General features: G+C 74.5%; 20 protein-coding genes. 8 read left to right on the top strand and 12 right to left on the bottom strand.

What is annotated here, in order from left to right:
* Nucleotides 1-42 precede the first annotated feature (42 nt).
* Nucleotides 43-930: a universal stress protein gene (locus PVK37_RS17980; RefSeq protein ID WP_423790822.1), complete on the top strand. Its 888-nt coding sequence runs from the start codon at nt 43-45 to the stop codon at nt 928-930.
* Between the two features lie 137 nt (nt 931-1,067).
* The gene (locus PVK37_RS17975; protein WP_275028619.1) at nt 1,068-1,949 is read left to right on the top strand and encodes a universal stress protein; all 882 of its coding nucleotides are present in this window, start codon (nt 1,068-1,070) and stop codon (nt 1,947-1,949) included.
* Between the two features lie 40 nt (nt 1,950-1,989).
* Here PVK37_RS17975 and PVK37_RS17970 read toward each other — a convergent pair whose 3' ends face one another.
* The gene (locus PVK37_RS17970; protein WP_275028618.1) at nt 1,990-2,772 is read right to left on the bottom strand and encodes a DNA-3-methyladenine glycosylase; all 783 of its coding nucleotides are present in this window, start codon (nt 2,770-2,772) and stop codon (nt 1,990-1,992) included.
* A gap of 130 nt (nt 2,773-2,902) precedes the next feature.
* Here PVK37_RS17970 and PVK37_RS17965 point away from each other — a divergent pair, with 130 nt between their 5' ends.
* The 6 genes from PVK37_RS17965 (at nt 2,903) to PVK37_RS17940 (ending at nt 9,623) form a co-directional block, all read left to right on the top strand.
* Nucleotides 2,903-5,572, top strand: coding sequence for a non-ribosomal peptide synthetase (locus PVK37_RS17965; protein ID WP_423791089.1), 2,670 nt, complete (start codon nt 2,903-2,905; stop codon nt 5,570-5,572).
* A 63-nt stretch (nt 5,573-5,635) separates the two neighbouring features.
* Nucleotides 5,636-6,058 carry a DNA-binding protein gene (locus tag PVK37_RS17960; protein WP_275028617.1) on the top strand — a complete coding sequence of 141 codons (423 nt, stop codon included), beginning with the start codon at nt 5,636-5,638 and terminating at the stop codon, nt 6,056-6,058.
* A 90-nt stretch (nt 6,059-6,148) separates the two neighbouring features.
* Entirely contained in the window at nt 6,149-6,502 is a 354-nt protein-coding gene (locus PVK37_RS17955) for an MmcQ/YjbR family DNA-binding protein (protein WP_275028616.1), read from the top strand.
* Between the two features lie 118 nt (nt 6,503-6,620).
* The gene (locus tag PVK37_RS17950; RefSeq protein WP_275028615.1) at nt 6,621-6,986 is read left to right on the top strand and encodes an ArsR/SmtB family transcription factor; all 366 of its coding nucleotides are present in this window, start codon (nt 6,621-6,623) and stop codon (nt 6,984-6,986) included.
* Nucleotides 6,983-7,255 carry a hypothetical protein gene (locus tag PVK37_RS17945; protein ID WP_275028614.1) on the top strand — a complete coding sequence of 91 codons (273 nt, stop codon included), beginning with the start codon at nt 6,983-6,985 and terminating at the stop codon, nt 7,253-7,255. The genes PVK37_RS17950 and PVK37_RS17945 overlap by 4 nt, the downstream gene beginning before the upstream one ends.
* Before the next feature lie 124 nt (nt 7,256-7,379).
* A complete protein-coding gene (locus PVK37_RS17940) occupies nt 7,380-9,623 on the top strand; it encodes an MMPL family transporter (protein WP_275028612.1) in 2,244 nt (747 codons plus the stop codon).
* A gap of 134 nt (nt 9,624-9,757) precedes the next feature.
* Here the strand turns inward: PVK37_RS17940 and argH are convergent, their stop codons facing one another.
* The 11 genes from argH to PVK37_RS17885 all read right to left on the bottom strand — a co-directional run bounded on the left by argH (nt 9,758) and on the right by PVK37_RS17885 (nt 21,507).
* Nucleotides 9,758-11,221: an argininosuccinate lyase gene (gene argH, locus PVK37_RS17935; RefSeq protein WP_275035155.1), complete on the bottom strand. Its 1,464-nt coding sequence runs from the start codon at nt 11,219-11,221 to the stop codon at nt 9,758-9,760.
* Between the two features lie 8 nt (nt 11,222-11,229).
* Nucleotides 11,230-11,358 carry a hypothetical protein gene (locus PVK37_RS17930; RefSeq protein ID WP_275028611.1) on the bottom strand — a complete coding sequence of 43 codons (129 nt, stop codon included), beginning with the start codon at nt 11,356-11,358 and terminating at the stop codon, nt 11,230-11,232.
* Nucleotides 11,355-11,870 carry an arginine repressor gene (locus PVK37_RS17925; RefSeq protein WP_275028609.1) on the bottom strand — a complete coding sequence of 172 codons (516 nt, stop codon included), beginning with the start codon at nt 11,868-11,870 and terminating at the stop codon, nt 11,355-11,357. The genes PVK37_RS17930 and PVK37_RS17925 overlap by 4 nt, the downstream gene beginning before the upstream one ends.
* Nucleotides 11,867-12,796 carry an ornithine carbamoyltransferase gene (argF, locus tag PVK37_RS17920; protein ID WP_275028608.1) on the bottom strand — a complete coding sequence of 310 codons (930 nt, stop codon included), beginning with the start codon at nt 12,794-12,796 and terminating at the stop codon, nt 11,867-11,869. Before argF ends, PVK37_RS17925 begins: the two co-directional genes overlap by 4 nt.
* Nucleotides 12,793-14,208, bottom strand: coding sequence for an acetylornithine transaminase (locus PVK37_RS17915; RefSeq protein ID WP_275028607.1), 1,416 nt, complete (start codon nt 14,206-14,208; stop codon nt 12,793-12,795). Before PVK37_RS17915 ends, argF begins: the two co-directional genes overlap by 4 nt.
* Nucleotides 14,205-15,092, bottom strand: a complete 888-nt coding sequence (gene argB / locus PVK37_RS17910) for an acetylglutamate kinase (RefSeq protein WP_275028606.1) — start codon at nt 15,090-15,092, stop codon at nt 14,205-14,207. The genes PVK37_RS17915 and argB overlap by 4 nt, the downstream gene beginning before the upstream one ends.
* On the bottom strand, nt 15,089-16,261 hold the full coding sequence (gene argJ, locus PVK37_RS17905) for a bifunctional glutamate N-acetyltransferase/amino-acid acetyltransferase ArgJ (RefSeq protein WP_275028604.1): 1,173 nt from the start codon (nt 16,259-16,261) through the stop codon (nt 15,089-15,091). Before argJ ends, argB begins: the two co-directional genes overlap by 4 nt.
* A gap of 175 nt (nt 16,262-16,436) precedes the next feature.
* The gene (gene argC / locus PVK37_RS17900; RefSeq protein WP_275028602.1) at nt 16,437-17,441 is read right to left on the bottom strand and encodes an N-acetyl-gamma-glutamyl-phosphate reductase; all 1,005 of its coding nucleotides are present in this window, start codon (nt 17,439-17,441) and stop codon (nt 16,437-16,439) included.
* A gap of 162 nt (nt 17,442-17,603) precedes the next feature.
* The gene (locus tag PVK37_RS17895; RefSeq protein ID WP_275028600.1) at nt 17,604-18,422 is read right to left on the bottom strand and encodes a C2 domain-containing protein; all 819 of its coding nucleotides are present in this window, start codon (nt 18,420-18,422) and stop codon (nt 17,604-17,606) included.
* Nucleotides 18,419-20,662: a serine/threonine-protein kinase gene (locus PVK37_RS17890; protein WP_275028599.1), complete on the bottom strand. Its 2,244-nt coding sequence runs from the start codon at nt 20,660-20,662 to the stop codon at nt 18,419-18,421. Before PVK37_RS17890 ends, PVK37_RS17895 begins: the two co-directional genes overlap by 4 nt.
* A complete protein-coding gene (locus PVK37_RS17885; protein WP_275028598.1) occupies nt 20,659-21,507 on the bottom strand; it encodes a hypothetical protein in 849 nt (282 codons plus the stop codon). The genes PVK37_RS17890 and PVK37_RS17885 overlap by 4 nt, the downstream gene beginning before the upstream one ends.
* Between the last annotated feature and the right edge of the window lie 214 nt (nt 21,508-21,721).

The following is a 21,721-nucleotide window of genomic DNA, read 5'->3' as shown; positions in this document are numbered from 1 at the left end:
CCCGACGACCAGACTGGGACGTGGACGAAGGAGGAGATGACGATGGTCAGGCCAGACGCACCGGTCGTGGTGGGGGTGGACGGTTCGGAGACCGCGTTGGACGCGGTCCGGCTGGCGGTCCGGGAGGCCGCGATCCGGGGCCGGTCACTGCGGGTGGTGCACGCCTTCGTCTGGCCGCTGCTCGGCGTGCCGCTGGGTCCGGTGCCGGACGGCCCGGCCGGGGGCGGGCTGCGCAACCAGGCGGAACGGATCGTCGCCGAGGCGGTGGCCGAGGCCGGGAAGGTCGCCCCGGAGGTACCGGTCACCGGCGTGGTGGTCGACGGGCCGCCCACCCCGGTGCTGCTGGCCGAGGCCCGCGACGCCGACCTGGTGGTGCTCGGCAACCGAGGGCTCGGCGGTTTCGCCGGGCTGTTGCTCGGCTCGTCGGCGGTTCAGGTCGGCGCGTACGCCGAATGCCCGGTGCTGGTGGCCCGGGGCGAACACCGGGCCGACGGTCCGGTGGTGGTGGGCGTCGACGGTTCGGAGTTGTCCGACCTGGCGGTCGGGTTCGCCGTCGAGGAGGCGGCCCGGCGCGGGACCGAGCTGGTCGCGGTGCACACCTGGCTGCACCCGGTGCCGTTGGGCCCCGGTGACGTGCTGCCGCTGGTGTACGACCTGGACGCGCTCGCCGCCGAGGAGGAGCGGGTCCTGGCCGAGGCGGTGGCCGGCTGGTCGACGCGCTACCCGGAGGTGCCGATCCGGCAGCGGCTGGTCCGGGGCAACGCGTCCCGGGTGCTGGTCGAGGCGTCGAAGGAGGCACAGCTCGTGGTCGTCGGGGCGCGCGGTCGGGGCGGGCTGGCCGGGCTGCTGCTCGGCTCGGTCAGCCACGCGGTGCTGCACCACGCGCACTGCCCGCTGGCGATCGTCCGGCGGCACGGTCCGCAGGAGTAGGCCCGGTCGGGGCCGCCCGGTTCGCCGAACCCGCTGGTCGGGCGTGTCGGAGTCGGGGCCGGCGGGTAGGTCCGGGTAGACCAGGGAGAAGTCCGGGTGACCGGGGAGAAGCTGACGACCCGTGGACGGGAGAGCTGATGAACCGACCGGTCGTGGTGGGCGTCGACGGATCGCCGTCGAGCCTGATCGCCGCCGAGCACGCCGCGCGGGCCGCGTCCCTGCGCGGCTGCCCGCTGCACCTGGTGCACGGTTACCTGCACCCGCTGGGGTACGGCGTTCCGATCAACCCGTACGACCTGGGGGTGCCCGAACCCAGCGACGAGGCCGGCAAGATGCTCACGCAGACGGCCGGTGAGCTGCGGGAACGTTGGCCCGAGCTGGCCGTCGAGGTACGCCAGGTGGCCGGCGGGCCGGGGGCGACCCTGGTCGAGGAGTCCCGGCGGGCGGACCTGGTGGTGGTCGGCAGCCGGGGGCGGGGTGGCTTCGCCGGGCTGCTGCTGGGCTCGGTGAGCACCCAGGTCGCCGGGCACGCGCACTGCCCGGTGCTGGTGGTCCGGCCCGCCGACCGGCCGGAGCCGGCGACCGGGCCGGTGGTGGTCGGGGTGGACGGTTCCGAGGTGGCGGAACTGGCCGTCGGGCAGGCCGCCGACGAGGCCGCCGGGCGGGGGGTACCGCTGGTCCTGGCGCATGTCTGGTACGCCGACGGCAACCGGCCGGTGCCCGAGGAGTTCGCCGAGACGGAGGCGGCGTTCCGGGTGGCGGCCGGGCGGCTGCTGGCCGGGGCGGCCGAGACGGTCCGGGCCCGGTATCCGGACCTGGCGGTCGAGGAACGCCCGGTGCGGGCGGCGAAGCCCGAGGAGGCCCTGATCAGCGCCAGCGGGGAGGCGTCGCTGGTGGTGGTCGGCTCGCGCGGCCGGGGCGGCTTCGCCGGGCTGCTGCTCGGCTCGGTCAGCCAGGCGCTGGTGCAGCACGCGCACTGCCCGGTGCTGGTCGTCCACCCGCACGGGCACACCGGTTGACCTACGCCCCACACGGCCGGCCGGCCGTGTGGGGTCGCGGTCAGGCGCGCGGGCGGCGGCGGGGTACGTGCCGCCGGTAGACGCTGACCGTCGGATCGCCGGTGATCCAGAAGCGCCACGGCACGTCGTGGGCGGCGGCCACCCCGACGCGGGGACCGGCGGAGATCGCCGACGGCGGGACCGGGCGGGTCGGCGGGGTCAGTAGCAACGGGCCGGTCCCGTCGACGACGGAGGTGCCGTTCGCCTCCGCCGTGATTCCGAGCGCGACGACCAGGCGGGCCGGTCCCCGGGCGAGATCCCGGTCGGGCACCCGGCGTTCACGGCTGTCGTCCGTGACGACGGCCCCGGAGGTGGCGGCCGGCCCTGCCGCCGGACGTTCGCGCAGGTCGTCCGCGCTTGCGGTGCCGGAGGCGGGGACCGGCCCTGTCGCCCGGTGTTCGCGGCTGTCGTCCGTGGCGGTGCTCCGGCGGGTGTCCGCCCCGGCGGCCCGGCGTTCGCGGGCCAGGTCGGCCCCGTCGACGACCTCACCGGCGCGTAGCAGGACCGCCGCCGCCTCCCCCGCGCCGCCGCAGACGACGTTCAGGCACCAGTGCACGCCGAAGACGAAGTACGTGTACGCGTGCCCGGCCGGCCCGAACATCACCCGGGTCCGTGGGGTGGGGCCCCGGTGGGCGTGGGAGGCCGGGTCCGCCCCGGTTCCGGCGTACGCCTCGACCTCGGTGAGCCGGATCCGGACGCCACCGGCCGAGATCTCCCAGCCGAGCAGCGTCCGCGCCGTTTCGGGTACCTGCCCGGCCGGGGCGGACAGCCACGAGTAGTCCACCCGACCAGGAAACGCCGGGCCGGGCCGGTCGGCAAGTCGGGGCGGGCGGGGGCGGGCGTGTCGAACCGCACCCACCCTTCAACTTAGGATCGCCTTACCTTATCGTGGCTGCGTGACACCCCTGTCCGAGCTGCTCCCCGCCGCCGGGACGGCCACCCGCGCCGCCACCGGGACGCTCCCCCGCACCTCCGGGACGGCCACCCGCACCGCCGGGACGGTCCCGTTCGTCGACGGGCTGGCCGCCCACGGTGACCGGCTCGCCGTCAGCACCGACGACGGCGAACTGACCTACCGCGAGCTGGCCGACCGGGTGACGGAGGTCGCGCGGCGGCTGGGCACCGGCCGGCGGTTGGTGCTGCTGGCCGGGTCGAACACGGTGGACGCGCTGGTCACGTACCTGGCCGCGCTGCACGCCGGGCACCCCCTGCTGCTGGTGCCGGGGACGTCGGCGGCGGTGCCGGCGCTGGTCGAGGCGTACGACCCGGACGTGGTGGTGGGCCGGACCGACGGCAGGTGGACGCTCGACGAGCGCCGGGCGGGCAGCGCGCACACCCTGCACCCCGACCTGGCGCTGCTGTTGAGCACCTCCGGGTCGACCGGCTCCCCGAAGCTGGTCCGGCTGTCGCACACCAACCTCCAGGCCAACGCCGAGTCGATCGCCGAGTACCTCGGCATCCGGGCCGACGACCGGGCCGCCACCACCCTGCCGCTGCACTACTGCTACGGCCTGTCGGTGGTGAACAGTCACCTGCTGCGCGGGGCCGGGCTGATCCTGACCGACCGTTCGGTGACCGACACCGGTTTCTGGGAGCTGTTCCGGCGGCGGCGGGGCACCACCTTCGCCGGGGTGCCGTACACGTTCGAACTGCTGGACCGGGCCGGTTTCGCCGGGATGCGGCTGCCGCACCTGCGGTACGTCACCCAGGCCGGCGGGCGGCTCGCCCCGGAGGCGGTGACCCGGTTCGCCACGCTCGGGCGGCGGCAGGGCTGGGACCTGGTCGTCATGTACGGGCAGACCGAGGCGACCGCCCGGATGGCGTACCTGCCGCCGGAGCTGACGACGGTCTGCCCGGAGGCGATCGGGGTGCCGGTGCCGGGTGGGTCGTTCCGGCTGGTACCGCTGCCGGACCGGCCCGAGCCGGACATCGGCGAGCTGGTGTACGCCGGACCGAACGTGATGCTCGGGTACGCCGACGGGCCGGCCGACCTGGCGTTGGGGCGTACCGTCGCGGAGCTGCGCACCGGGGACGTGGCCCGGCGGCGGCCGGACGGCCTGTACGAGCTGGTCGGCCGGCGCAGCGGGTTCGCGAAGATCCTCGGCCTGCGGGTCGACCCGCAGCGGGTGGAGGCCCTGCTGGAGCGGCACGGCGTCCGCTCGTGCTGCCTGGGCGCGGACGACGAGCTGGTGGTGGCGGCCGCCGGCTGCGTCGACCCGGACGGCGTGCGCCGGCTGGTGGCCGGGGAGTGCGGCCTGCCGCCCCGGGCGGTGCGGGTCTGTCCGGTACCGGAGCTGCCCCGACTGCCCAGCGGCAAGATCGACCGACCCGCGGTCCGGGAGTTGGCCCGGACGGCGACACCGGCCGGCCGGGACGACGGCTCGTCCGCCCGGACGGTGACGGCGTCCGGGGGCCGGGACGGGGACGTCGACCTGTGCCGGCTGTACGCCGAGGTGCTCGACCGCGCCGACGTCGCCCCGGGGCACAGCTTCGTGGACCTCGGCGGTGACTCCCTGTCGTACGTGGAGATGTCGGTGCGCCTGGAGCGGGCGCTGGGGCACCTGCCCGCCGACTGGCACACCCGGCCGATCCGTGACCTGGCGGCGGGTGCCCGCACCGGCCGGCGCCGCCGGTCACTGGAGACCAGCGTGGCGCTGCGGGCGCTGGCGATCGTGCTGGTCGTGGGGTCGCACATCACCCTGTTCAACGTCACCGGCGGCGCGCACCTGCTGCTCGGGGTGGCCGGGTTCAACTTCGCCCGGTTCCAGCTCACCGACGCCGACCGGGTCGACCGGCTGCGGCAGATCCGCGCCGGTGTCACCCGGGTGGCGCTGCCGGCGATGACCTGGATCGCGGTGGCCGCCCTGGTCACCGACGACTACCGGCCGACCACGGTGCTGCTGCTGCACAGTTTGGTCGGCCCGGACGACTCCACCACCGACTGGCACTTCTGGTTCATCGAGGCGCTGGTCTACCTGCTGCTGGCGGTGGCGGCCCTGCTCGCCTCGCGTCGGATGGACCGGCTGGAACGGCGGTTCCCGTTCGGCTTCCCGGTCGCCCTGGTGGCCGTCGGCCTGCTCAGCCGGTATGACGTGTCCGGCCTGGACGCCCGCTACGACCTGCCCACGGCGGTGGTGGCGGGTTGGCTGTTCGCGCTCGGCTGGGCCGCCGCCCGGGCCGCCGACGTCCGGCAGCGGCTGCTGGTGACGGTGGCCGTGCTGGTCACCGTGCCGGGTTTCTTCGGTCAGCCGCAGCGGGAGGCGCTGGTGGTGGCCGGTCTGGTGCTGCTGGTCTGGGTGCCCAGCCTGCCGAGCCTGGGTGTGCTGAACCGGGTCGCCGGGGTGCTGGCGGCCAGCTCGCTGTACATCTACCTGACCCACTGGCAGGTCTACCCGCACCTGCGCGACCACGAGCTGCTCGCGCTGGTGGTCTCGCTCGGCGCGGGCATCGGGTACGCGGCACTGGCGGCCCGGCTGGGCCGGCTGCCGGGCCGGGTGGCTGCTCGGCTGTCAGGCCGGCTGTCAGACCGGGTGGCGGCTCGGCTGCCGGGGCGGGTGGCCCGTCGTGCCCGGTCGCGGGTGTGATCACGTACCACCCTCTTCAACATTTCGTTGACAACGACGCGATGCGATGGTGGAGTGGTGGGCATGGCTGACACCGATCCGTTCGCTCCCCCGAACCCCGGCGCCGACCGGGCCCGACGGGACCATGCCGCGCTCTTCCGGATCGCCGAACGGCACGCCGGCACGGACGAGCGCCGCCGCCGGCACGCGCACGCGGACGTACCCGAGCCGTACGAGGCGGCCAGCCTCGTCCTCGCGCTGGCCGCCGGCGGGGCCGAGGTGACGCCCGACGAGGAGCCGGTCGACCGGTCCGACCTGATCGCGGCGCTCACCCTGCTCCCCCGGGTTCGCGCCGACGTCGACACCCTGGAGGCCGGGCTGCTCGCCCTGGCCCGGGACCGCGGACTGACCTGGCAGGAGATCGCCTTCGGGCTGGGCCTGGGCAGCGCGCAGGCCGCCCGGCAACGCTTCGACCGGGTCACCGGCCGGACCACGACCACCGGCTGAACCGGGTGTCGCCCCCGGGTGGTTAGGTGTGCGCTACGCCCACCCGCCACGAAACCGTCATGCCGGGGTGGGCCGGAAGGGAGCCCGACGATGACCCGTGCCGAGATGCTGGCGTACTGCCTGACGAAGCCCGGCGCCTGGGAGGACCGGCCCTGGGACGACGAGCTGGTGACCAAGGTCGGTCCGAAGATCTTCGCCTTCCTCGGCACCGGGGACGAGGCCAGCGTCATGGTCAAGTGCGGCCCGGACCGGGACGTCGCCGACGAGTGGCTGCACCGGTACCCGGACGACGCCCGGTCCGCCCCGTACCTGGGCCGGTCCGGGTGGAACACCCTGCGGCTCGACGGCGCGATCGACGACGAGGAGTTGCGGGAGGCGGTGGACGCCTCGTACGAGATGGTCGTGGCCAAGCTGCCGAAGCGGGCCCGGCCGACCGTCTCCTGACCGCCCCGGCCCCGCTTCCCCGGTCAGGTTCTCCGGGGTCACCCTGACGTGTCCCCGACTCTCCTTCCCGCATCGGCTGGCACCTGCTAGATTTTCTTGGCATGTGCAGGTTCGAGCTATGAGCGGGGATCCGCCGAGCGGTGACGAACTGCCGAGCGGTGACGAGCTGCTGCTGGCCCTCGGCACGCTGGCGAATCCGCACCGGCTCCGGGTGATCGCCGTGCTGGCGCGGGAGCGGACCTACGTCAGCCGGCTGGCCCGCGAGCTGGGCATCAGCCGGGCCCTGCTGCAACTTCACCTCAAGAAGCTCGAGGCGGCCGGACTGGTGACGGCCCACCTCGAACTCTCGGCAGACGGGAAGGCCATGAAGTTCTACGAGGTACGACCGTTCGCGTACCGGCTCACGCCGGAGACGATCGCGGACGCGGCGACGACCCTCACGGTCGAGCCGACCGGGACGGACGACGGAAAGGGCGGTCGATGATGGACGGACACGACGCGGCGGAGATCGTCGGCGCGATCGGCATCTTCGCCATCATCATCATCGTGCTGCTCGCGGTGATCGCCCGGATCGCCCCCACCTGGCGGGCCCGCGCCGAACTGGCCCGGGACCAGGAATACCGCGCCCTGGCCGAACAGTCGGCACACACCCAGCAGGAACTCACCCGCCAACTCGGCGAGCTCAGCGGCCGGCTGACCACCATGGAAACCCGGATGAGCTCGATCGAGCGGACGCTGCGCGAGGTCGACTGACCGGGGTCCACCGGCTGCCGGGTCGTCGAGCGGCAACTCGACGACCCGGCTCGGACGAAGCACCACCTCGCCCTGGGGCGAGCTCTTCACGCAATGCTCCCTCCACCGCAAAGGACAGCAGGTCATGCTGCGCGAACGCAAGTCGGCGGCACCGCCGACACCTCTTCCCCCACCGCCCCGGACGCTGACCGAACGGACGGTCGACTGGTCGGTCCGCCACCCCGTCCGTGCCATCACCGGCTGGCTGGCCCTGGTCGGCGCGGCCGTACTGGCCGGCATGCTGGTCCCCGGCGGTGGCGCCCCCGCCAACGACCCGGGCGAGGCCGGAACGGCCCGCCGGGCGATCGAGGCACAGGGCAGCTACGAACCGGTCCAGGAGAACGTCCTGGTCCGGTCGGCCGTCCCGGACGCTCCGCCGGCCGCCGACGACCCGGCGGTCCGGGCCGCGGTGGACGATCTGCTGGGCACCCTCACCGGCACGCCGGACCAGCCGGTCAGCGCGGTGTACTCCCCGTTCGGGCCGGACGGCGCGGACCGGGTCGCCACCGACGGCCGGGCGGTGCTGGTCACCTTCGAGGTCAACGGGGACATCGACCAGCGCGAAGCCCGCTGGACGGCCGCGACCGCCGCCGTCGCCGAGGTGGCGGCGCGGCACCCGGACGTCCGGCTCGCCCAGGCCGGCGACCGCAGCCTCACCCGCGCGGTGGACCAGGGCGTCAAGAGCGACTTCGCGGTGGCCCACCACATCTCGCTACCGCTGACCCTGGTGATCCTGCTGGCGGTGTTCGGCTCCCTGGTCGCCGCGGCGGTGCCCCTGCTGCTCACCCTGACCGCCGTGGTCGGCACCCTGAGCCTGCTCCAGGTGGTCGACCACTGGCTGCCGATCAACAGCGTCGTCGCCCCGATGGTGCTGCTGATCGGGATGGCCGTCGGCGTCGACTACTGCCTGTTCTACCTGCGCCGGCAACGGGAGGAACGGGCCGCCGGCCGTACCGTGCGCGAGGCCCTGCGGATCACCGCCGGCACCTCCGGTCGGGTGGTGGTGGTCTCCGGCCTGACCGTGATGCTCTGCCTCGGCGGGCTGCTGCTGACCGGGATCGGCGCGTTCACCGGGGCCGCCGTCGGCACCGTACTGGTGGTCGGCGCGACGATGCTCGCCTCGGTGACCGCGTTGCCCGCGGTACTGGCCGTGCTCGGCGACCGGGTGGACCGGGCCCGGCTCCCGTGGCTGGGTCGACGCCGCACCGCCGCGCGTCCGTCCCGGTTCTGGTCGACGGTCGCCACCGCCGTGGTCCGCCGTCCACTGGTCGGCGGCGGCCTGGGCGTGCTGCTGCTGGCGGTGCTGGCCGCGCCCGCGCTGCACCTGCACCCGCAGGACGCCGCCGTGGTGGACAGCCTGCCGCGCAGCGTGCCGACGGTGGACGCGGCGATCCGGATGCACGAGGAGTTCCCCGGTGCCGCCACCCCGGCCCGGGTGGTGGTGTGGAGCGGGGCGGCCGACCCGGTCGGCGACCGGCCGGACGTGGCCGAGGCGCTGGCCGCGCTCCGGGCCCGGGTCGCCGCCGACCGGGCCGGGCTCGCCGGGCCGGTGACCGTCGCCGAGGTCGACCGGGCCGTCGTGGTCCGGGTGCCGCTGGCCGGTACCGGCACCGATCCGGCCTCGAACCGGGCGCTGCGGCAGCTCCGCGACGAGGTGCTGCCGGCCACCCTCGGGCAGGTCGACGGCATCCGGTACGCGGTGATGGGCCGCACCGCGTTCGCGTACGACTTCACCGAACGGATGACCGGACGCGCGCCGCTGGTGGTCGGCGCGGTGCTGCTGCTGGCGTTCGTGCTGCTCGCGCTGACCTTCCGGGGGCTGGTCGTGCCGCTGGTGTCGATCGCGCTCAACCTGCTGTCCCTCGGCGCGGCCTACGGGGTGCTGACCTGGGCGTTCCAGGACGGGCACCTGGCCGGCCCGCTCGGCTTCACCCCGTACGGCGGGGTGGTGGGCTGGCTGCCGCTGTTCATGTTCGTCCTGCTCTTCGGCCTGAGCATGGACTACCACCTGTTCGTCCTCAGCCGGGTCCGGGAACGGTGGGCCGCCGGGGCGGCCCCGCGCCGGGCGATCGTGGACGGGGTGGCCCGTAGCGCCGGGGTGGTCACCAGCGCGGCGACCATCATGGTGGCGGTCTTCGCGGTGTTCCTGACCCTCAGCGCCGTCGAGTACAAGATGCTCGGCTTCGGCATGGCGGTGGCGGTGTTCCTGGACGCCACCGTGGTACGCGGGGTGCTGCTGCCGGCGGCGCTGGCGCTCTGCGGCGAGCGGGCCTGGGGCCGCCGCCGGCCGACGACCGGGGAGACCGTGGGAGCGGCCGCCGGCTCCTGACGCTGCGCGGCGGACGCGGCACTGACGCTGCGCGGAGATCACCTCACTGACGCTGCGCGGAGGTCGCGGCGCGCGGGCTTCCCTTCCGCGCGCCGCGACGGCCGGACCGCCCCGGAGGGCGGCCCGGCCCGCACTCAGCGGGGTACCACCCGCTCGGCGGCCCACTCCCGCCAGCCGACGAGCTGGTCGGCGGCGGCGGCGAGCTGGTCGGCCACCGGTCCGGGGCCGGTCGAGCCGGGGGTGATCCGGGCGGCCAGGGCCGAGCGGACCGAGAGCACGTCCCGCACCGACGGGTCGAGGTGCGCGCTGACCGCCGCCAGGTCGGCGTCGGTGACCTCGTCGAGGGCGCAGTCCCGGGCCGCGCAGAGCGCCACCAGCTTGCCGGTGATCTCGTGCGCGTCCCGGAACGGGACGTTGCGGCGGACCAGCCAGTCGGCGACCTCGGTGGCGAGCGAGAATCCCACCGGCGCGGCGGCCACCAGGCGGTCCACCCGGACCGTCATCGTGGAGATCATCCCGGCCAGCGCCGGCAGTAGCAGTTCCAGGGTGTCGACCGCGTCGAAGGCCGGCTCCTTGTCCTCCTGCATGTCCCGGTCGTAGGCCATCGGCAGGCCCTTGAGCATGGTCAGCACGGCCATCAGCCCGCCGACCAGCCGGCCGGACTTGCCCCGGGCCAGCTCGGCGATGTCCGCGTTCTTCTTCTGCGGCATGATCGACGAGCCGGTGGCGAAGGCGTCGTCCAGCTCGACCCAGCCGAACTCCTGCGAGGTCCAGAGCACCACCTCCTCGCCGAGCCGGGACAGGTGCACCCCGACCAGCGCGGTGACGAAGAGGAACTCGGCGACGAAGTCCCGGTCGGCGACGGCGTCCATCGAGTTGGCGAAGGACGTCCGGAAGCCCAGCTCCTTGGAGACCGCCACCGGGTCCAGCGGCAGGCCGGAACCGGCGAGCGCGCCCGCGCCGAGCGGGCTGACCGCGGTGCGGTGGTCCCAGTCCCGCAGCCGCTCCAGGTCGCGCAGCAACGGCTGCACGTGGGCCAGCAGCCAGTGCCCGAAGGTGACCGGCTGGGCGTGCTGGAGGTGGGTCATCCCCGGCGCGGCGGTGTCGATGTGCCGTTCGGCCTGCTCGACCAGGGCCTCGGCCAGCTCGACCAGCCGGGCGGCCACGCCCCGCGCGTGGTCACGCAGGTAGAGCCGCAGGTCGGTGGCGACCTGGTCGTTGCGGGACCGGCCGGCGCGCAGCTTGCCACCCAGGCTGCCGAGACGCTCCAGCAGGCCGCGTTCGAGGGCGGTGTGCACGTCCTCGTCGTCGACGGTGGGCCGGAACGCCCCGGAGGCGCAGGCGGCCTCCAGGTCGTCGAGCGCGGCGAGGATCCGCCCCAACTCGTCCGGGTCCAGCAGGCCGGCCCCGGCCAGCACCCGGGCGTGCGCCCGGGAACCGGCCAGATCGTACGGGGCCAGTCGCCAGTCGAACTGCACGCTCACCGACAGTCGGGCCAGGGCCTCGGAGGGGCCGCCGGCGAACCGGCCACCCCACAGGCTCGTCCGGTTGGTCGCGGCGCTGTTCTCGGTCAGACTCTTGTCGTCCACCCCGACCATTCTGGTGGTCACCACGCCGAAACCCCCAACCGGGCGTCCCCCGGCACGGCCGGCCGGCCCGGCAGGCCACCCAACCGCACGGAACCCCTCGCCAGGGACCGGTCGAGGGTGTCCCCGATGTCGTACAGCTCGATCATGATGCGGCGTTCCCTTCCACGTTCTCTTCCCGACGGGACCAGCCGCTCAGCTTCTCGCCCAGCGCGGTCCCGCCGTCCGCCTCGCGGGCCACCACGAGGATGGTGTCGTCGCCGGCGATGGTGCCGACGACCTCGGGCAGGCCCGCCCGGTCCAACGCGCTGGCCAGGTACTGGGCCGCGCCCGGCGGGGTACGCAGGACGGTGATGTTGCCGCTGGCGTCCACCCCGTTGAGCAGCTCGCGCAGCAGCCGGACCAGCCGGGTCGGCGCGGTCTCGGCGTCCCGCAACGGCCGGTGGCCGTCCTCGGGGATCAGGTAGACCCCCCGGCCGTCACCGCCGCGTACGGTGACCGCCCCCAGCTCCTTCAGGTCCCGCGACAGGGTGGCCTGGGTGGTCTGGACGCCCTCGGTGGCGAGCAGGTCGGCCAGCTCGCTCTGGGAGTGGATCGCCCGGTCGCGGATCAGCTCGACGATGCGGGCGTGCCGGGCGGCCCGGGTGGACGGTGCGGTCATGGGGTCGATGCCTCCAGGAGAAACGTCAGCAGCGCCTTCTGGGCGTGCAGGCGATTCTCCGCCTGGTCGAGGACCGCGCTGCGCGGGCCGTCCAGCACCTCGTCGGTGATCTCCTCGCCCCGGTGCGCCGGCAGGCAGTGCAGCACGAACGCGTCCGGCGCGGCGTGCCCGAGCAGCTCGGAGTTCACCTGGTACGGCAGGAACGGGGTGACCCGGTCCAGGCCGTCGGTCTCCTGCCCCATCGACGTCCAGGTGTCGGTGGCGACCACGTCGGCGTCCCGGACCGCGGCGACCGGATCGGCCGACGCCCGTACCGACCCGCCGGTCCGCGCGGCGATCCCGGCGGCCTTGTCCAGCACCGCCGGGTCCGGGGCGAACCCGGCCGGCCCGGCGACCCGGACGTGCATCCCGGCGGTCGCCCCGGCCAGCAGGTACGAGTGGGCCATGTTGTTCGCCGCGTCCCCCACGTACGCCAGGGTCCGCCCGGCGGTACCGCCGCACCGCTCCCGGACGGTGAGCAGGTCGGCGAGAAGCTGACAGGGGTGGAAGCCGTCGGTGAGCGCGTTGACCACGGGCACCGTGGCCGCGCCGGCCACCTCGGCGATCCGGTCGTCACCGTGGGTACGCAGCACGATCGCGGCCACGTAGCGGGACAGCACCCGGGCGGCGTCGGCGAGGGTCTCGCCCCGGCCGAAGTGGGTGGCCTGGGTGTCCACCACCAGCGGATGACCACCCAGCTCGGCGATGCCCACGTCGAAGGAGAACCGGGTCCGCAGGCTCTGCTTGTCGAACAGCACCGCCACCGACCGCGGGCCGGCCAGCGGACGGGACCCGAACCGGTCGGCCTTCATCCGGACGGCCAGGTCCAGCACGGACGCCTGCTCGGCGGGGGTGAGGTCGTCGTCGCGTAGCAGGTGCCGGGTCATCGGGTCGTCTCCGGGCTGGTCGGGGTGGGGGTGGGAGCGTCCGGAACCGACGCGGCGGCCGGGACCGCCGCCGCGTCGGAGGACACCGGGGCCGGGACCGCCGGGTGGCGGGTACCCGGGGCGGGGGCTGCCGCGTCGGGCGCGACCGGGGCCGGGGGCACCACGTCGAGAGGGCCCGCCGCCGGGTCGGCCTGGGCGGCCGGGACCGCCGGGGCTCCGGGGGCAGCCGGGACCGCCAGGTCGGCCGGGGCGGCCACGTCGAGGGCGGCCGGGAGGGCCGCGAAAAGGGCGTCGACCTGGTCGACGGTCAGGATCAGCGGCGGGGCCAGCCGGACCACGTCCGGCTGCACCGGGTTGACCAGGAACCCGGCCGACCGCAGCGCCTCGGCGACCGGCGCGGCCACCGGCGCGGCCAGCGTCACGCCGAGCAGCAGACCGGTGCCGCGGACCCCGGTGACCAGCGGGTGGCCCAGCCCCTCGATGCCCCGGCGCAGCCGCTCGCCGACCCGCTTGACGTGGTCCAGCAGCCCCTCGCTGGCGATGGTGGAGATCACCGCCAGGGCGGCGGCGCAGCTCACCGGGTTACCCCCGAAGGTGGCGCCGTGCGAACCGGGACGCAGCAGGTCGGCGGCCGGACCGAAGGCCAGGCAGGCCCCGATCGGCAGGCCGCCGCCGAGCCCCTTGGCCAGGGTGACCACGTCGGGTTCGATCCCGTCGGCCTGGTGGGCGAACCAGTGGCCGGTCCGGCCGATGCCGGTCTGCACCTCGTCCAGCACCAGCAACGCGCCATGCCGGGCGGTGATCCGCCGGGCCTCGGCCAGGTAACCGGCGGGCGGGACGACCACACCGTTCTCCCCCTGGACCGGTTCCAGGATCACCATCGCGGTGGCGTCGGTGACCGCCGCCGCGAGAGCTGCCGCGTCGCCGTACCGGACGTGGGTGACGTCACCGGGCAGCGGACGGAACGGGTCGGCCTTGGCCGGCTGACCGGTGAGCGCCAACGCGCCCATGGTCCGGCCGTGGAAGCCGCCCTCGGTGGCGACCACGTGGGTGCGTCCGGTGAGCCGGGACAGCTTGAACGCCGCCTCGTTGGCCTCCGCGCCGGAGTTGGCGAAGAACACCCGGCCGGGCCGGCCGGCCAGGGCCAACAGCAGCTCCGCCAGGGCCACCGGCGGTTCGGCGACGAACAGGTTGGAGACGTGACCGAGGGTGGCGATCTGCTTCGACACCGCCGCCACCACCGCCGGGTGGGCGTGCCCGAGCGCGTTGACCGCGATCCCGCCGACCAGGTCGACGTACTTCCGGCCGGACTCGTCGACCACGACGGCGCCGGACCCGGCGACCAGCCCCAGCGGCGGGGTGCCGTAGTTGTCCATCATGGTGTGGGCCCAGCGTTCCACCAGCGTGCTCATGACGAGACCACCATCGTTCCGAACCCTTCCGAGGTGAACACCTCCAACAGCGTGGAGTGGGCGACCCGGCCGTCCACCACGTGCGCGGCGGGAACCCCGCCACGCACCGCGCGCAGGCACGCCTCCATCTTCGGCACCATCCCGGACTCCAGACCGGGCAGCAGCTTCGCCAGGTCGTCGGTGGTGATCTCGGAGACCAGGCTGGTGGTGTCCGGCCAGTCGGCGTACAGGCCGGGGACGTCGGTGAGGACGACCAGCTTGCGGGCCCGCAACGCGACCGCCAGCGCGGCGGCGGCGGTGTCGGCGTTGAGGTTGTGCAGCACCCCGTCGACGTCCGGCGCGACGGTCGAGATCACCGGGATGCGGCCGGCGGCGATCAGGTCGGTCACCGCGGAGGTGTCCACCGAGTCCACGTCCCCGACCTGGCCCACGTCGACCGGCTCACCGTCCACGTACGCCGGGCGGCGCACCGCGGTGAACAGCCGGGCGTCCTCGCCGGACAGGCCCACCGCGAACGGGCCGTACGCGTTGATCAGCCCGACGAGTTCCCGGCCCACCTGGCCGACCAGGACCATCCGGACCACGTCCATCGCCTCCGGGGTGGTGACCCGCAGGCCGCCCCGGAACTCGCTGTCGATACCGAGCCGGCCGAGCATCGCGGAGATCTGCGGCCCGCCGCCGTGCACCACCACCGGCTTGAGACCGGCGTACCGGAGGAACACCATGTCTGCGGCGAAGGCGCGTTGCAGCTCCGGATCGACCATGGCGTTGCCGCCGTACTTGACCACGACGGTGGCCCCGGAGAACTCGGCCAGCCAGGGCAGCGCCTCGATCAACGTGGCGGCCTTGGTCTGCGCCCGGGTGAGATCACTGCTGAGGGTCATGTCGAGTAGGCCGAGTTCTCGTGCACGTACGCGTGGGACAGGTCGTTGGTCCAGACGGTGGCCTCGGCCGGCCCGGCGTGCAGGTCGATCCGGATGGTCACGTCCCGCCCGGTCAGGTCGACCAGCGAGCGGTCCTCGGCGGCCGACCCGGCCCGGCACACCCAGACGCCGTTGACCGCCACGTCGACGTCGTCCGGTTCGAACACGGCGGCGGTGGTGCCCACGGCGGCGAGGATCCGACCCCAGTTCGGGTCGTTGCCGAACAGCGCGGTCTTGACCAGGTTGTTGCGGGCCACCGCCCGGCCCACCTCGACCGCGTCGTCGTCGTCGGCCGCGCCGACCACCTCGATGGCGATCTGCTTGGTCGCGCCCTCGGCGTCGGCGATGAGCTGCTGGGCCAGGTCGTGGCAGGCGGCGGTGACGGCGGCGGTCAGCTCCTCGACCGTCGGTTCGATGCCGGAGGCCCCGCTGGCCAGCAGCAGCACCGTGTCGTTGGTGGACATGCAGCCGTCGGAGTCGATCCGGTCGAAGGTGACCCGGCAGGCGGCCCGCAGCGCCGCGTCGAGGCTGTCCGGTCCGGCCACCGCGTCGGTGGTGAGTACGCAGAGCATGGTGGCCATGGCCGGGGCGAGCATGCCGGCGCCCTTGGCCATCCCGCCGACGGTCCAGCCGGGGCCGGCAGCCACCGTGGTCTTCGGCTTCGTGTCGGTGGTCATGATCGCCTGCGCGGCGGCGGCCCCGCCGTCGCGGGTCAGCCCGCGGATGGCGGCCCGGACACCGGGGAGCAGCTTCGGCATCGGCAGCCGCTCGCCGATCAGGCCGGTGGAGCAGACCGCGACGTCGGCCGCGCCGAGACGCAGCCGAGGGCTGGCCGAGGTGAGCGCGGCGGCGGTGTGCTCGGCCGTGGCGTGGGTGTCCTGGAAACCGGCCGGACCGGTGCAGGCGTTCGCGCCACCGGAGTTGAGCACGACGGCGCGGACCACGCCGCCCCGGACCACCTGCTGGGTCCAGAGCACCGGCGCGGCCTTGACCCGGTTGGCGGTGAACACCCCGGCCACGGTCGCGTCGGGGCCGTCGTTGACGACCAGGGCGACGTCTGGCGCGCCGCCGCTCTTCAGCCCGGCGGCGACGCCGGACGCCCGGAAGCCCCGAGGGGCGGTGACGGTCACAGTGCCGACCTTTCGTTCACGATTGCGGGGCTCCGCTGCGCTGCACTCCTCACGCTCACGGATGCCCACCTTTCGTTCACGACTGCGGGGCTCCGCTGCGCTGCACTCCTCACGCTCACGGATGCCGACCTTTCGTTCGCGACTGCGGGGCTCCGCTGCGCTGCACTCCTCACGCTCACGGGGCGATCCCCCAGACGGAGAGGCCGGTGGTCTCGGGTAGGCCGAGCATCAGGTTGGCGCACTGCACGGCCTGCCCGGCAGCACCCTTGCCGAGGTTGTCGATGGCGCTGACCACGATCACCCGACCGGTGTCCACGTCGGTGGTGGCCTGGAGGTGGCAGGAGTTGGAGCCGAGGGTGGCGGCGGTGTGCGGCCAGCTTCCCTCGGGCAGCAGGTGCACGAACGGCGCGTCCGCGTACGCCTCGGCGAGCACGGCGCGCGGGTCGGTGCCGGCGGTCGCCGGTACGGCGGTGACCGTGGCGAGGATGCCCCGGGGCATCGGCGCGAGGATCGGGGTGAAGCTCAGCCCGGTCGCGCCGCTGGCCTGCTTGATCTCGGGCACGTGCTGGTGCGCGCCGACCTTGTAGGGCGACAGGTCGCCCATCACCTCGCTGCCGAGCAGGTGCGGCTTGGCGGCGCGGCCCGCGCCGGAGGTGCCGGAGGCGGCGACCACCACCACGTCGGCCGGCGAGACCGCCCCGGCGGCGACCAGCGGGGCCAGGGCGAGCGTGGTGGCGACCGCGTAGCAGCCGGTGGCGGCGACCCGGTCGGCGGCGGCGATGGCGGCCCGCTGGCCGGGCAGTTCGGGCAGGCCGTAGGTCCAGGCGCCGGCGTGCGGTCCGCCGTAGTACCGCGCCCAGGCGGCGGCGTCGGTGAGCCGGTGGTCCGCACCGAGGTCGACCACCTTGACGGTGGGCGGCAGATCGGCGGCGAGGGCGGCCGACTCGCCGTGCGGCAGGGCGAGGAAGACCAGGTCCGCTTCGGCCAGGCCGGCCGGGTCGGTGGCGGCGAGGGTCAGGTCCAGCCCGGCGAGCTGTGGGTGTACGGCGCTGACCGGCTGACCGGCCTGGGTGTGGGCGGTGGCGACGACCAGGTCGAACTCGGGGTGGCCGGCGATCAGGCGCAGCAGCTCGCCACCGGCGTAGCCACTCGCTCCCGCGACCGCAACTCGAATACCCATACCTACCTCCGCATGACTATACGGAGATGGTAGCCGGCCCGATGGGTCACCGCAAATAAATACGGCCCCCTGCATGATGATGACGCAGGGTGGGGTGCGCCGACGGCGACCGGGTGCCGCCACGGTGACCGGCCGGCACACCCCACGACCAGCGACGGCAGGTCAGGCCGACTCCACGGTCAGCCCGTACTGCCGCTGATGGGCGCGGATCGCCGCGTCCCACGCCTCGGTGTACTCCGACGGCCCCAGCCCCAGGTCGTGGTGCCCCTTCAGGGCGTCCCGGAGCAGCTCGGCCAACTCCATCGGCACCCGGCGACGCTCGTCGGCGTACTCGCCGAAGACCTGCGCGAACTGCTTCTCGGTCAGCCGGGCCGCGTGCCGGGTCACCGGATCGTCCGCCAGCCGGCTGAGCACCTCACGCCAGCGGCTGGTCAGGTCCTCCGCCTGCCGCGTCCGCAGGGTGTCCAGTTCGTGCCGGCACTCCAGCCGGATCCGCTCCTCCCAGTACGGCCGCAGCTGATCCCGGATCCGTTGATCGGGCAGGACGCGCACCTGCACCGTGAACCGTGGGCCGTCCCCGCCCCGGGGCCAGACCTGCCCCGCGAGATGGGCGTTCAGGGCCCGTTCGAGCTCGTGCGAACGGTGCGGCTCGTGCCGCCGCGCGAGGTCGGCCGCCTGGTCCCGGACCACGCCGCCCGCCCAGTCGAGATAGCCGTCCACCCGCTGACGGAACTCGCCGAAGGAGGCACCCCGACCCGTCCAGGTGTACGCGGGGTGCACCTGGAAGTCGAAAGCGTCCCCCCGGGCCGGTACCAGCACCGGCTCGCGGGCCTCCCGCCGCAGCACCAGCTCCGCGGGCGGCGGTGGGGCCGGCAGGGTGACGATCGGCTCCGGGACGACCGGCCGACTGAACTCCCGCCACCAGCGGCGGAACCGGGCAAGGAGCGACTCGGTAAATCGGTCGGACGAGAAGACGGTCATGGCACATCCTCGACGGCGAGTAGGGCGACAGCGGAGAGCAGCCGGTTCGTGGGCATGATCGGACGCCAGACATGCCGCACCTGGTGGCGTAGGCGTCGCCGGAGTTGGGCGGTGGTCACCACCTCCCTGAGCAGCCGCAGGCAGGCGTCGGTGACCTCCGGACGGCCGTCGGCCTGGTTGATCCAGTAGCCGACGATCCGCCACGACCGGTACCCGGTCGCCGGCAGGCTCAGCGCGGTACGCCAGAGAATCGCCAGGTCGGCGAGGTCGACGACGCCCGCGCGCAGCAGGTCGAGCAGTTCCGGCCAGTGGGCGCGTGGCGCGGGCGACCACCGCTCGGCGAGCACCCGTACCGTCCGTGCCGCGTGCCGCACCAGCTCCGGTTCTCCGCTGGTCACCCAGCCGGCCAGCTCGCGCAGCAGCAACCCGGTGTGCCCGCTCTCGTGCAGGTCGAGCAACGCACGCCCCACCGAGTTGTGCCACCGTTGGGAGCGGAACTCGGCGGCCAACCGCACCTGGGCCAGCGCCTCGTCCGGCCAGAGCCGGGCCAGCCCCAACCCGTACGCCCGGGCCACCGTGTCGCGCTGGTACGCCCGCCCCTGCGCCCAGGCGGAGATCCTGGTCCGGACCCGGTTACGCAGCGCCGGCTGCATCGCCATGGCGACGAGCGCGATACCGGCAGCCTGCCGCACCCCGGCGCGCCGGTCCCGGGCCAGGTCGTCGACGAGCGTCAACGCCGCGTCCAGGTCCCGGCCGGCGGCCCACCCGATCGCGCCCGCCGCGGCCCGTCGGGTCGCCGGATCGTCGGACCGGGCGAGTAAGCCGAACCAGCCCAGCAGCCGGTCCGGTGCCCACTCCGCCCAGGCCACCTCGAGCAGGGTCCGCCGCAGTTCCTCCTCGGCGGGACGGAACCTCAGGGTACGACGGGTCCACGCGGTCCGGTCCACCAGCACCGCCTGCGCCAGAACGGTGCCGAGCAGGTCGTCCAGGTCCGGGGCGCGCAGGTCGGTGGTGAACACCGGGCCGTCCGGACCGGGCCGGACCAGCCGGTGGGCGGCGTCCTGGATCGCCGCTACGCCGTGCCCGGCGAGCACCGCGCAGGAGAGCCGGAAGGCCCGGACGTGGTCCCCGCCGCCCGGCCCCTGCGGGTTCAGGATCTCCCGGGCCCGTCGGCGCACCTGTCCGGGCAGCAGCCGGTCCAGCAGCCGGGTCAACTCGGCACCCGTCGGCAGCCGCGCCGCGACCGCCGCCACCACCTGTACCACCTCCCACGGCCGCGGCGTGCCGTCCAGGTAGGCCCGCAGGGCCGGCTGGGCGAGGCACTCCGCGTCCAGGTAGGACTGCACGCAGTCCCCCCGGCAGTCGGGCGGGCAGCCGCCGAGGCAGCGCTGCCGCAGGTGCCGGCGCAGCTGGGCGGCGAACACCTCCACCGGCACCGGTGGGCCGTGTACGACGGTCGGCAGGGTGCCACGCTGGTCGGACGCGGTCGACTCCACCAGGACGAGGGTGTACCCCCGGTTGCCCGCGCGGGTGGCGAGCGCGGCGAGGAGCAGACCGTCCGCCTCCCGCGCTCCCTGGTCCACGGTCACCACGTAGCCGAACCCGCCGGTGAACGGGGTGTCGGCCCCGGCCAGCCCGGTCAGGTCGGTGGTGGTGACCACGCCGACCCGGTGCATCCCGTACCGCCGGGCGAGGGCCAGGCAGGCGGTGGTGTACCGGCCGCTGCCCTCCGGCCCGGTCAGCCGCACCAGGGGGTGCCGCTTCATCGCCTGGTCGAGATGGTCGTCGGTGACGGTCGACGCGTACCCGTCCGCCAGGTCCCGCACCTGGTCGGCGGTGAGCACCTCACGCCACACCCGGTCGCTGCCGGTGGCACCCGAGCCGACGATGATCCGTCCGATCGCGAACGACCCGTGTCCCATGGCGTTCGCACCGTCGACCCGGACGTCGCCGGTGTGGACGCCACCCAGCCGGCCGAGCAGACCACCGATGCCGGTGAGAACGGTCCGGGGGTCCGGCGGCTCGCCCTCGTCCTCGATCAGGGTCTCGTCGTCCCCACCGGACGGCGGTGCGCCGTCGCCCGGTTCCTCGCCGGCGGCGGCCCCGGCGTCGTCGTCCCACCCGGACCACCGGTCCTGCTCCGGACCGGAACCGACCCCGCCGGTGTCCCGCACCGCACCGGCCACCGGCCCCGGTGCCGACGGCCACTCCTCGTCGGGAAACGGGGTGTCCGGGCTCACGGCCGACCCCGGTCGAGGTACGCGTCGCCGCCCACGGCGGTAGCGCCGTGGCCCATCGCGTTCGTGCCGTCGACCCGGACGTCGCCGACGTGGAACCCGCCACCGGTCGGCCCGGACGGGTGCCGGGTCCGGCTCCGCCGGGCCGGGGTGCCCCCGTCCGGCCCCGGACCACCACCGTCCCCGTCCGGCCCCGGACCACCACCGTCCCCGTCCGGCCCCGGACCGCCGCCGTCCCCGCCCGGATCGCGGGGCGGCGGGGACAGGTCCTCGTCCACCACGCAGATCCACGCCCACTCGCGGAACTCCTTGTCCGGGTGGCGTACCTCGACCCGGCGGAACCGGTCCGGACGCAGCTCCTCCGGGTACTCCGTCACCACGTCCCGGTAGATGTCGGACGAGACGATCAGCCCGACCCCGGCGTCCGGGAACCGGGCCAGCGCCTGCTTCAGCGGCTTCGCCTCACAGAGCCGGCACACCTCGACGACCGCGTGGCCCGGGAAACCGTTGGCCCCGTCGAGGTGCACCAGTCCCTGATGGATGGAGACCCGCAACCTGATCCGGCCCACCGGGAGGCGGGTGCTGTTGTGGTCGCGCAGCATCCGGTTGAGCTCCGGCACGAACCGGCCGATCAGCAGCGGCTCCCGCACGTCCCTCGGCAGGATCGCCAGTTCCCCGTCCCCGGCCTGCTGCGTCGTCCAGCGCACCCGGTCCAGACCGACCGCGGCGGCCGCCCGGTGCAGCATCTGCTGGAACGCCTGCTGCGCCTCGTACTGTTGCCGGTTGCCCCGCCGGCTGTACCGCTCCATGTCGACGGCGATCAACAGTCGCCGCTCGGGATGATTCATCTGCCCGCGTCCTCCGTCAGGGGACCCGCCGCCGTGGTGGGTCACCGGGACATGAGATCGCCTGTCGGCGGGCCGGACCCCCCAGAAGTACGGGTTGTCGGACCCCCATCAGTCCCTGCCGTTACGGCTTTCGGCCACCGGTAACGGAGTGTGCTGGCGACATGACGAACCAGTTCCTCGAGATGCTTCTCGACGCCGGCGCCTCCCCGGCGGT

Source organism: Micromonospora cathayae (genome assembly GCF_028993575.1).
Lineage (GTDB): Bacteria > Actinomycetota > Actinomycetes > Mycobacteriales > Micromonosporaceae > Micromonospora > Micromonospora cathayae.
The sequence above is the reverse complement of the archived record's forward strand: the minus strand, read 5'-3'. Positions and strand labels throughout refer to the sequence as shown.